This is a genomic window from Corallococcus sp. AB049A (genome assembly GCF_003668885.1).
GTDB classification, from domain to species: Bacteria; Myxococcota; Myxococcia; order Myxococcales; family Myxococcaceae; genus Corallococcus; species Corallococcus interemptor.
In genome coordinates, this window is the sequence record NZ_RAWL01000275.1 from 1 (window position 1) to 11,723 (window position 11,723).

The 11,723-nt window shown below is 68.7% G+C and carries 8 protein-coding genes; 4 read left to right on the top strand and 4 right to left on the bottom strand.

The features are described 5' to 3' along the window. The first annotated feature begins 89 nt into the window (after positions 1-89). The 3 genes from D7X55_RS25960 (at position 90) to D7X55_RS25970 (ending at position 5,721) form a co-directional block, all read left to right on the top strand. A complete protein-coding gene (locus D7X55_RS25960) occupies positions 90-494 on the top strand; it encodes a hypothetical protein (RefSeq protein WP_120552703.1) in 405 nt (134 codons plus the stop codon). An 18-nt stretch (positions 495-512) separates the two neighbouring features. Then, positions 513-4,814, top strand: coding sequence for an AAA family ATPase (locus D7X55_RS25965; protein WP_121724483.1), 4,302 nt, complete (start codon positions 513-515; stop codon positions 4,812-4,814). A 76-nt stretch (positions 4,815-4,890) separates the two neighbouring features. Next, positions 4,891-5,721, top strand: a complete 831-nt coding sequence (locus tag D7X55_RS25970; protein WP_120552701.1) for an acyl-CoA desaturase — start codon at positions 4,891-4,893, stop codon at positions 5,719-5,721. On the opposite strand, the gene D7X55_RS25975 is transcribed toward D7X55_RS25970, so the two are convergent. Beyond that, complete coding sequence (locus D7X55_RS25975; protein WP_121724484.1) at positions 5,699-7,114, bottom strand: radical SAM protein; 1,416 nt, start codon at positions 7,112-7,114, stop codon at positions 5,699-5,701. The genes D7X55_RS25970 and D7X55_RS25975 overlap by 23 nt on opposite strands. Positions 7,115-7,296: 182 nt before the next feature. On the opposite strand from D7X55_RS25975, the gene D7X55_RS25980 reads away from it, so the two are divergent. Then, the gene (locus D7X55_RS25980) at positions 7,297-9,075 is read left to right on the top strand and encodes a hypothetical protein (protein ID WP_147470209.1); all 1,779 of its coding nucleotides are present in this window, start codon (positions 7,297-7,299) and stop codon (positions 9,073-9,075) included. Between the two features lie 55 nt (positions 9,076-9,130). On the opposite strand, the gene D7X55_RS25985 is transcribed toward D7X55_RS25980, so the two are convergent. The 3 genes from D7X55_RS25985 to D7X55_RS25995 all read right to left on the bottom strand — a co-directional run bounded on the left by D7X55_RS25985 (position 9,131) and on the right by D7X55_RS25995 (position 11,572). Beyond that, complete coding sequence (locus D7X55_RS25985) at positions 9,131-10,156, bottom strand: inorganic phosphate transporter (RefSeq protein ID WP_120552698.1); 1,026 nt, start codon at positions 10,154-10,156, stop codon at positions 9,131-9,133. Beyond that, positions 10,157-10,783, bottom strand: coding sequence for a DUF47 domain-containing protein (locus tag D7X55_RS25990; protein WP_120552697.1), 627 nt, complete (start codon positions 10,781-10,783; stop codon positions 10,157-10,159). A gap of 126 nt (positions 10,784-10,909) precedes the next feature. Further along, positions 10,910-11,572, bottom strand: coding sequence for a TenA family transcriptional regulator (locus D7X55_RS25995; protein WP_120552696.1), 663 nt, complete (start codon positions 11,570-11,572; stop codon positions 10,910-10,912). Positions 11,573-11,723: the final 151 nt, after the last annotated feature.

The window sequence follows — 11,723 nt, forward strand, 5'->3', positions numbered from 1 at the left end:
CCCCACGGGGAGGGAAAAGATTCTAGGATGGACGTCCTGGGGAACGGTGTGGCCGGCACGCGCACGCCGTTCCTCGCCACGTCGCCATCATGTTCATCAACCCCGACTATCCGCTGGCCAGCTGGTTCCTCGCGGTCTCCACCTCGGTGTTCCTGGTCGTCTACGCACTGCCGCTGACGTTCATCCCGCTGCGCTGGGCGCGCTGGTTCGGGTGGGAGCTGCCCACGGGCAACAATGATTTGACGGTCTACTTCGCGCGCTGCCTGGGCGGGCTGGCGCTGTCCGTCATCATCGCGGTGGTGCAGTTCATCCCGGACCCCAAGAGCCACCTGGTCATCTTCGAGCTCATCGGCCTCATTGGCGGCATCATGACGGCGGTGCACATCTGGGGTTGGGTGCGAAAGCAGCAGCCCTGGCTGGAGACGGCGGAGATTCCCCTCTACGGCGCCATGTGCCTGGGCGCCCTCTACCTGCGCTACGCCCACCTGTCCTGAGCGGAAAGCCCCCCTGGGATGACCTCCACGCAGCCCATTGATCCCGCCGTCGCGATGCTGGCGCCCTACATGCCAGCGGGCATCCTCGCGCGGCTCGGGAGCCAGGATGCGGACGCGCTGCCCCGGGCGGAAGGGGTGCGCGGGGCCATCCTGCTGCTGGACATCGCGGGCTTCACGCCCATCGTGGTGGGGCTGAGCGGCGCGGGGCCTCGCGGCATCGACGCGCTCCAGCGCCTGCTGACGAACTACTACACGGAGATGATCGACGTGGTCCGCGACCACGGCGGGGACATCTACCAGTTCGCCGGCGACTCCATCCTCGCGTGCTTCGAGGCCGCGCCCGGTGAAGCCGACGGTGACGTCGTGCAGCGCGCGGCGGTGTGCGCGCTGAGCGTGCAGCGCAGGCTGGCGCGCTTCGCCCGGCTGGAGCTGCTGGGCCAGCGCTTCGGCGTGTCGTCGCGCATCGGCATCGGGTTCGGAGAGGCCACGCGCATCGTGATGGGCGGCACCGGCCTGTGGATGCACCCGGCGCTCGTGGGCGAGCCGCTGGCGCAGGCGGTGGGCGCGGAGAAGCAGGCCACGGTGTCGGAGGTCGTCCTGAGCCCGCGCGCCTGGGCGGCGCTGCCGGAGGGCGTGCGCAAGGGCGAGCCCCGCGAGGGCGGCAACCACCGGCTGGCGGCCGACGCGCCGGTGGAGGCGGAGAAGCGGCCGCTGCCCGCGCCCACGGGCGGAGCGGAGCTGGTGGGCCGGTGCGCGCTGCTGTTGCACCCGGTGCTCTTCACGAAGATCACCACCGCGCACCAGGAGTTCGCGGGCGACTTCCGCGACGTCACCTGCTTCTTCGTGCGCTTCACCCACGCGCGGGCGGACTCGGAACCGGACGCCTTCACCCGCGACCTCAACGCCTACTACGAATACGTCCAGCGCGAGTCCGCCCACCACGGCGGCGTGCTGCTGATGACGGACTTCACGGACAAGGGCAACGTGCTCTACGTCCTGTTCGGCGCGCCCACCGCGCAGCAGAACAAGGAAGTGCTGGCGTGCCGGCTGGCCTGCAAGCTGCTCAAGGCCCGCGAGCAGTTCCCCTTCCTGGATGAGCTGCAGATCGGCATCGCCACCGGCCACGCCTACTGCGGCGACATGGGCTCGCCCACGCGCAAGGGCTACTCGGCGCTGGGCGAAGTGGTGAACATGGCCGCGCGCCTGATGACGCACGGCGGGCACCAGGACGGCGTGCACCTGTGCGCCAACACCCAGGCGCGCTCCCAGCAGGGCGGCTTCGCCACCGAGTTCGTCGAGGACGCGAAGCTGAAGGGCGTCTCGCGCTCGGTGCCGGTGTACCGGCTCTTGGGGGAGACGCGCCGGGGCCTCTTCATCAAGGGCCGGGGCGACATCATCGGCCGCAGCCGCGAGCTCAACGTGCTGCACGAGTCGCTCACCGCGTCCTTCGAGGGCCAGGGCCGCGTGTGCGTGGTGTCCGGCGAGGCGGGCATCGGCAAGTCGCGCCTGGGCGCGCGCGTGCTGGAGGACGCGGAGGAGGGCGGCGCGCGGGCGCTGTACGGCGTCTGCTACTCCTACGAGGCCTTCACCCCCTTCTTCCCCTGGAAGGAGGTGCTGCTCCAGGTGTTCGGCCTGCACGACTCGGACGACACCGACGCGCAGCTCGCGCGCCTGCGCCAGGGGCTGGACGGCCTGGAGGACGTGGGGCCGGAGTGGATGCCGGTGGTCGCGGGCATCCTCGGCATGTCGCTGGAGGAGACGCCCGCCACGGCGGGCATGGACGCGCGCCGCAAGCAGCAGAAGGTGTTCCAGATCGTCTTCCAGCTGCTGGAGAAGCTCAGCCGCGCGCAGCCGCTGCTGCTCTTCTTCGAGGACCTGCACTGGGCGGACTACATCTCCCTGGACCTGCTCCAGTACCTGGCGGTGCGAGTGGGCTCGCACCGCATCATGGTGCTGGCCACCATGCGCCCGGGCGATCAGCTGCGGGGGCTGCGCGAGCTGCCGGAGTTCGTCCCGCTGGACCTGATGAGCCTGGACGACGAGGACACGCGGGCGCTGTTGCGCGTGCACCTGCGGCTGTCACCGCCAGACGTCGCGCTGGAGGACCGGCTGCTCGCGAAGGTGCAGGGCAACCCGTTCTTCATCGAATCCATCGTGGAGGGCCTGTCGGAGCAGGGCTACCTGGGGCCGGTGGAGCCCGGCTCGCAGCGGATGGAGTTGAAGCGCGGCCTGCAGGACCTGCTGCTGCCGGACTCCATCCAGGACGTGGTGCTGTCGCGCATCGACCTGCTCAGCGAGACGGAGAAGCTGGTGGTGAAGGTGGCGTCCGTCATCGGGCGCATCTTCTCGCTGGATGCCGTGGCGGCGCTGGTGCCCACGATGGGCCTCTCCGTCCTGCGCGAGGCCATGGACACGCTCCAGCGCCTGGGGCTCATCCTCCTGGAGCAGGAGGAGCCGTACACCTGCCTCTTCAAGCACATCGTCATCCGGGACGTGGCCTACAACACGCTCCTGGTGTCGGCGCGCGAGGACCTGCACCGCCGGCTCGCGCGCTACCTGGAGCAGCGCGCCAACGACAACCTGGCGGGCTCCGCGGGTCTGCTCGCGTTCCACTTCCTCGCGGGCAACGTGGAGGACAAGGGCCTCGCGTACACGCTGATGGCGGCCCGCAGCGCGCGCGCGCAGTACGCGAACGACGACGCGCTCTACCACTACAACCGCGCCCTGGAGCTGCTGGGCACCGTCGTGCCGGTGGACAAGGAGGTGACGCTGCTCCAGACGCGCCGGGTGATGCAGGAGCTGGCGGAGACGCTGCTGCAGGCGGGCCACTACGCCAACGCCATCCTGATGTTCGAGCAGTGCCTGGTGGACGAGGAGGAGCCCCAGCTCCAGGCGGAGCTGCACCTGGGCCTGGGCCGCGCGCACCAGGAGAAGGGCGAGTCCGCGCTCGCCACGCAGCACCTGGAGAAGTCCCTGGTGCTCCGCGGCCGCAGCCTCCCGGGGAGCCTGCCCGCGCTGGGCCTGCGCACGCTGGCGAACCTGCTGCTGCGGGGCCTGGCGTCGCTCCTGCCGTTCATCCTGCGTCCGCTGCCGGCGGCGCGGCTCACCACCTACCTGCAGCAGCTGTCCACGCTCAACTCGCTCATCCGCATCTACTACTTCGCGGACATCACCAAGCTCACCTGGGCGACGCTGGTGTCCACGAACATGGCGGAGCGCTCGCGCAACGACTACGCCATGAGTCTGGCGCGCGGGTACTACGGCACGCTCCTGTTCGGCGCGGGGCTGCTCAAGCGCGCGCGCTACCACTGTGAGAAGGCGCTGGAGTACGCGCGCCGCTCCAAGGATCCGGTGGCCGAGGGGCTCGCGCTCAGCCGCCTGGGCATCCAGGCCTTCTTCGCCAACGAACTGGAGCGCGCGCGCACCTTCCAGGAGGAGGCCGTCTCCACGCTGCGCCAGGTGGGCGAGCGATGGGAGCGCCAGACGTCGCTGATGATGCAGGCCACGGGCGAGTTCCTCCACTCGCGCTTCCGCACCGCGGTGGCGCTCTACGAGCAGATGGGCGCCATTGGCGTGGAGCTCAACGCGCTGATGCACCAGGGCTGGGCGCACTCGTGGGGGCCCATGTGCCGCTACCTGCTGGACGAAGGCGACGTGGGCGAGCTGTGCGCGGAGCTGGAGCAGGGCCTGCGCATCAGCGTGGAGGTCGCGGACCTGGCCAACCAGTGCGCGAGCTTGAACCACCTGGCCAACGTCACCGTGCGCGAGCACCAGGTGGAGGAGGCCGCGCTCGTCGCCGTGAGGTGCTTCAAGAGCATCTGGAGCTACCAGGTGATGGTGCCCTTCCTCCAGGTGGGCCTGGTGGACGCGGCGGAGGCGGCCCTCTTCGCGCTGGAGGAGGGCGCCACGGTGGTGCCGCGCAAGGAGCTGCTGAAGATCGTCAAGCTGGCCTGCATCAAGGCGCGCGTCATCGCCCGGCTCTACCCGTACCTGAAGGGCCCGGCGCTGCGCGTGACGGCGCGCTCGCTGGCCCTGCGCAAGGGGCCCAAGGCCGCGGAGCCGGTGTTCCTGGAGGCCATCTCCGTCCTGGAGAAGAGCCCCAACCGCTGGGAGACGGGCGTGGCCTACTTCGACGCGGCGGTGGCCCTGCCGCACCGGCGCGACGCGTTCCTCGCCCGCGCGCGTGAAATCTTCACGGAGGTGGAGGCCCGCGCGGAGCTGCGCCGCGTGGACCGCTTCCAGGCCTCGCTCCAGGTTCCGCCCGCGGAAGCGCTCCCGCTGTCCCCGGCGGCCCAGGCCCGCGACGTCCGCGTGATGTGACGCCCTGGCGCATTGCTTGTTCCGTCAGGCGGCGCCCGTAGACTGCGTGCTTCTTCCTCGACTTGCGCACCGGGCCATGATCACCGCACCGCTTCGTTTCCAGCTCAGTCCCGTCATCGTCGGTTACATGCTCGTGGTGCATGGCCTGGCCGCGCTGGCGTTCTTCCTGCCCTGGCCTCCGTACGCGCTGCCGGTGGCGCTGGCCGTGTACGTGTCCATTGGCCTGGGCACCACGGTGGGGCTGCACCGCCTCCTGTGCCACCGCGCCTTCGCGTGCCCGCGCTGGGTGGAGTACGCGCTGGTGACGGTGGCCATGCTCACCGCGCAGGGCAGTCCGCTCCTGTGGGCCGCGAACCACCGGCTGCACCACGCGAAGGCGGACGTGGACGGGGACGTGCACTCGCCGGTGCGCGGCTTCTGGTACGCGCACATGGGGTGGATCCTCAACGAGGCCTCCACCGAAGAGGACGGCTGGCGCACCTGGTGCCGGGACATGGCCCACGACCGGTACTACCACTGGCTCCTGCGCTACCGCATCGCGCCGCAGGTGCTGGCGGTGCTCTTCGTGGGGCTGACGTTCGGCTGGCGCACGGTGCCCGCGTACTTCTTCCTGCCCGTGGTGCTCTGGATGCAGAGCACCTACGCGGTGAACTCCGTGTGCCACGCGGCCTTCGGCCACCGCGTCCACGACACGCGCGACCACAGCCGCAACGTGTGGTGGGTGAGCGTGCTGGCGCTGGGGGAGGGCTGGCACAACAACCACCACGCCTTCCCCGCGTCCGCGCGGCACGGCTGGGTGTGGTGGCAGTGGGATCCGGGTTGGCTCTTCATCCGGGCGCTCCAGGCCCTGGGGCTGGCGTGGGACGTGCGCCTGCCCTCCCGGCTCAGGTCAGGACCTGCGGCGTGAGGCCCAGCGCGGGCATCCGCTCCGCGTCCCAGGCCTCGATCGCATCCATCCCCGCGATGTAGCGGCGCGCGGGGTTCTTCACCGGGTTGCGGATGCTGACGATTTCGGGCCCGGAGAAGAGGATGGTCTGCTTGTAGCGGGGCAGGTCGCTCATCATCAGCTTGGACGCGTAGTGCTTCGCGATGTTGGGCAGGCTGCCCAGCGTGCGGCACAGCCGCTGGAAGTGCTCCACCACCTCCGACGCGTGCAGCTGCTTGGGCCGGTGGCACAGCGTGTAGCCGTCGTAGTCGCGGCTGGTGGTGCCGGGCAAGAGCCGGTCCTCGGCCTTCAGCTCGCGGAAGAAGGGCGTCTCCGGATACGGGCACACGATGCCCAGGAACGTGACGGAGAAGTACTTCAGGTCCGCCAGGTAGTCCGGCAGCCGGTGCAGGTACTCGTTGGTGTCGCCGTCGGAGCCGACGATGAGCCCGAAGGACAGCAGGATGCCGGCGGAGAAGACGCGGCGGATGACGGCGTCCACCTCCGACAGCTTGTTCTGGCCCTTGTTCATCGCCTTGAGCGAGTCCGGGTTGAGCGACTCCAGGCCGGTGTAGACGTAGCGGCAGCCCGCCTTCGCCATCAGCTTCACCAGCGACTCGTCCTTGAGCACGTTGAAGGTGAGCGCGCAGCCCCAGGTCTTCTTCAGGGGGATGAGCGCTTCGCACAGCGCGCGCAGGTACTTGGGCGAGCCGCCCAGGTTGTTGTCCAGGAAGACGAACGCGTCATCCATCAGCCCCAGGAAGTTCGGGTTCCAGCGCATGCGCGTCTGGATTTCGTCGATGACCTCCGCGACGGGCCGGAAGCGGTAGCGCTCGTGGCCGGTGAGCACGCAGAAGTTGCAGGTGAAGGGGCAGCCGCGCGACGCCTCGATGCCCGGCAGGCGCACCTTGTTGTGCGTGAAGTCGATGAGCTCGTAGCGGTACGGCCGGATGGCGGCGGCGCCCTGCGACGGCAGGCTGTAGCGGGGCTTGAGCTCGCCCTTCTCGAAGTCCGCGATGAGCGCGGGCACGTTGGACTCCGGCTCCCCGGTGATGACCGCGTCGAAGTACTTCGCCGCGTCGTCGGGGAAGTGGCTCGCGTGCCGCCCGCCCGCCACCGTCGTCATCCCGCGCTGGCGGAAGAGGGTGGAGAGGACCTTGGTGTGCTCGTAGTACGAGTGCAGATACGAGAAGAAGACCAGATCCCAGTGCCGGTCCAACGGCACGTCCGCCTCCTTCTCGTTGAAGATCTCCACCTGCGCGTGCTCCGGGCACAGGCCCGCGATGAGCTCCGGCACGGAGGACTGCATGATGGAGGGTTCCTTGATTCGCAGCCGGGTCGGATGGGTGTACGTGGCGATGATGGCGATGCGCATGCGAGCAGGCCCGGCGACGGCCCGGACCGCGTCCCCCTTCGTCGGCGGAGGATCACCCGGAGTCCGGGCGCTGGCAAAGGATTCCCCTCACACGCGTCACACGCCGAGCGTGTTTCCGGTGGTAGCGGACGACCCAGGAGGACCTATCTCGTGTGGGGGGCGTACTGATAGATCTTTGAAACATGGATACCTCCCCCCCGCCGACCGCCCCGGGTTGGCCGTTTAAACGTTACTTCTGGATTTCCATCGCATTCGCGGTGGTGCTCGGCGCGCTCGCGCTGCGCTCGGGCTTCATGCCGGATGACTTCATCTGGCTGGGGGTCTGGGACAACATCCCGCCGCCCGCGCCGCTGGGGAACACGCACCTGGACGTGTACCGCACCGCCACGGGCATCCCGGAGCACACGCTGAAGCTGGCGGAGGTGGGCGTCTTCCCGTGGTGGGTGGAGCCCACCGTGCGCGTCGCGTTCTTCCGGCCCCTGGGCAGCCTGCTCTACGGATTGGATCACCTGCTCTACAACCGCGTCGCCGTGGCCTATCAGCTCCACTCGGTGCTCTGGTACGTGGGCCTGGTGGTGCTGGCGGGCGTGCTGCTCAAGCGCGTGCTGCCCACGGCGGTGGCGGGCCTGTCCATGGTCCTCTTCGCGCTCTGGGGTTCGCACTCCGCGGTGCTGGGCTGGCTGTCCTACCGCAGCGTGGTGATGTCGCTGCTCTTCGGCATCCTCGGCATCTACCTCCACGTGAAGTGGCGCGAGGACAAGCGCACGGGCTCCCTCGTCGGCGCGCTGGTGTCCTTCGCGCTGGCGCTCCTGTGCGGTGAGACCATGGTCATCCTCAGCCCGTACGTGCTGGCCTACGAGGCCTTCTCCGGGCCGGGGCAGGCGAAGGACAAGCTCAAGGGGCTCATCCCCTTCGGCGTGCTGATGGCCATCTACTTCGCCGCGTACCGGGCCATGGGCTACGGCGCGGGCGGCTCGGACATGTACCTGGACGCGCTGGGGACGCCCGTCGCGTGGTTCCAGGCGATGCTCGGCCGCGTCCCGGCCGCCATCGCGGGCCTGACGCTGAACGCGCCCCCGGACTTCATCTTCGATCAGTCCCTGGTGCCCCTCTTCACCGTCCTCGGCGCGGTGGGCTTCACGCTGTTCGCGCTGCTCGTGTGGGGCGTGTGGCCCCGGCTGGAGGCCACGGAGAAGCGCACGGTGGGCTGGATGCTGACGGGCGCGTTCGTGTCCACGTGGCTGTCCAACTCCGCCTTCGCCGGCTCGCGCACGCTCATCGTGCCCAGCCTGGGCATGGCGGTGGCGCTGGCCGTGGTGCTGCGCCACGCGTGGACGGGGCGGGCGAAGACGCTCCGCGCGGGCGCGGTGCTGGCCGGCGCGGCGCTGCTGGCGCTCATCCACGTCGTGGGCTCGCCGTACATCTGGTGGCAGACCATGGAGGCCTACAGCCAGGCGGACGCGCTCATGGCGCGCGTGCAGGCGCGCTACGAGGAGGCCCTGGACGAGTCCAAGCTGCCCGACCAGCGGCTGGTGGTGCTCAACGCCCCCAACGGCATCATCGGCATCTACGGCTCCGTGCGCTGGTGGGCGCAGGGCAAGCCGCTGCCCAAGGCCTGGTGGGTGCTGTCCTATTCGCTCAACGAGCAGAAGGTGACGCGCACGGGGCCCAACTCCCTGGAGCTGTCGTTCACCAAGGGCGGCCACTTCCTGGACTCCGTGGAGGAGCGCATCCACCGCGCCGCGCGCCACGCGGTGCGCCAGGGTGACGAGTTCGACATGAAGGGCATGAAGGTCCGCATCGAGGAGGCGGACGCTCAAGGGCCCACGCGCATCTCCTACACCTTCGACGTGCCGCTGGAGGACCCGTCGCTGAAGCTGGTCCAGTGGCAGAACAAGAAGGTGATTCCGTGGGTGCCGCCGGCCGTCGGTGGCCCGTCCACGGCCCTCAACGTCCGGTAGGCAGGGACGAAGAAGGGGCGCGGGGGGATTCACTCCCTCCGCGCCAACGCTTCCTTCAGCCCACCATCCGCACGATGGCCAGCGTGATTCCGTAGACGATGACGGACACCAGCGCGGCCGCGGGGATGGTGAACACCCACGCCCAGATGATGCGGCCGGCGGTGCCCCACTTCACGGCCCGCCAGCCGCGCGTGGACCCCACGCCGACGATGGCGCCGGTGATGGTGTGCGTGGTGGAGACGGGGATGCCCAGCTCCGCCAGCGCGATGATGGTGACGCCGCCGCCCGTCTCCGCGCTGAAGCCGCCAATGGGCGCCAGCTTCGTGAGGCTGTGGCCCATGGTGCGGATGATGCGCCAGCCGCCGAAGAAGGTGCCCATCGCGATGGCGGCGTGGCAGGAGATGATCATCCACCAGTCGATGTGGAACGGGCGGTCACGCCAGATGGTGCCGAAGAGCACCACCGCGATGATGCCCATGACCTTCTGCGCGTCGTTGGTGCCGTGGCTGAAGGAGAAGATGGCGCTCGACACCAGCTGCAGCCGGCGGAACCACGTGTCCACGCGCAGCGGCGTCTGCTTGTGCACCGCCCAGGTGCTGGCCAGCATCATCAAGATGCCCAGCGTCATGCCAATGAGCGGCGACAGCACGATGAAGGCCGCGATGCGCGCGATGCCGCTGCCCACCAGCCCCTGGAAGCCCAGCACGGGCAGGGTGGCGCCAATCATCCCGCCCGCCAGCGCGTGCGACGAGGACGAGGGCAGCCCCCACCACCAGGTGAGCAGGTTCCAGACGATGGCGCCCATCAGCGACGAGAAGATGACCATCAGCACCGCGGTGGGGCCGGCGGCGCGCAGCATCTCGAAGTTGATGATGCCCTTGCCCATGGTGTTGGCCACGTGCACGCCGCCCGCGAAGGCGGCAATGAAGTTGAAGAACGCGGCCCACGCCACGGCCAGGTTCGGCGACAGCACGCGCGTGGACACCACGGTGGCGATGGAGTTCGCCGCGTCGTGGAATCCATTGATGAAATCGAAGATCAGCGCGACGACGACAATGGTGACGACCGCTGCGAGCAGCATTCAGGAGTGCTCCAGCACGACGCCTTCGATGACGTTGGCCACGCCCTGGCACTTGTCGGTGGCCGTCTCGATGAGGTCGAGGATCTCCTTCCACTTGATGATGGTCAGGGTGTCCACGCCGCTCTTGAACAGCCGGCCCATGCCCGCGCGCAGGACCTCATCCGCCTGCGTCTCCAGGCGCTTGATCTCCAGGCAGCCCGCGAGGATCTGCTCCGGCTTCTTGATGAGCCGCAGCGCCGCGACGACCTCCTGCACCTTCTGCGTGGAGATGAGCAGCAGCCGCGCCAGCTCCGTGGCGTCCGCCCGGGTGGACTCGATCTCATAGTACAGCAGGCGCGCCGCCGCCGCGTTGGTCAGGTCCAGCACGTCGTCGATGCGCGACAGGAGCGTGTGGATCTGACCCCGGTCGAACGGGGTGATGAACTGCTGGTGGAGCCGGTTGAAGGCCGTGTGGGTGACCTCGTCGCCCTTGTGCTCCACGTCCTTGAGGGCCTGGACGCGCGCGGGCACGTCCCGGAAATCACTCAGGAGCTCGTGCAGGAGCTTGGCTCCCTCGACGGTCCTGGCGCATTGCGCGTCGAAGTCGTCGAAGAACTCGTCCGACTTCGGCATCAGCTTTTCGAGCATGGAATCTCCCTCGGCGGGGTGACACTCCCGTGACGCGGGAGTGAGTACCCTACCTGGATAGATTCGCCAGTCTTCCGTGCAGAAACGTACGGATTCCGGGGGGTTGTGCTTGACGCGAGGAGCCGCTCAGACCACGCGGTTGCGCAGCTCCTCGAAGAATCCCACCCACAGCTGCCACATCTCCTCGGCGCCGCGGGTGATGGTGGCCAACTCCTCGTCCGAGTACCGCAGACCCACGGTGTGGCCGGCCGTCTCCACGTGGTCCGGCTCCTGCTTCACGTGGATGTCCACCCAGGGCAGGGCCTTGAGGCCGGTGGTGCGGCGCACCAGCTTGCCCAGCTTGGCCACCATGGTGAGGTCCGCCACCTCCGTGCCGTAGAGGAAGCCCAGGCCGGTGAGGTGGTTGTCCGTGGCGCGCTGGTACCCGTCAATGAGACGGCGCGTCGCGGGCGTCATGTCCGCCTCCGACACGCCCGCCTTCGTGAAGCCCGCGTCCGTCATCGTCTGGATGAAGAAGCGCTCGTGCGCGCGCGCCGGGTCTCCCTCGCCCACCTCCTGGTTGAGGATGTGCGTCACCGCCGTCTTCATCTCCATCTGCGGACAGACGGCGATGAGCTTGCTCAGGAAGTTGGGGAAGTAGTGCAGGGGGTGCCACCACTGACCCAGGACCATCTCCGCCTGGTCGCGGCTGAAGGCCTTCTCGTCCACCACCTCGAAGAACCGGTGCTTGATCAGCTGCTCACGGTGGGGATTCTTCGCCAGTGCCGCCTCGATGGTCTGGTTCCGCATTGCCGCCTCCAGGTGGGTCCAAAAGGGCTGGGTCGGCGTTTATCACAAAGCAGGACTGCGATTCTTGGAAATGTGGAAAGACAAGTTCAATCTGACTACGTGGTTTACCGTCAATGTGGAACGTGCAGGCGTGCGAGGGCGGGCTGTTCGG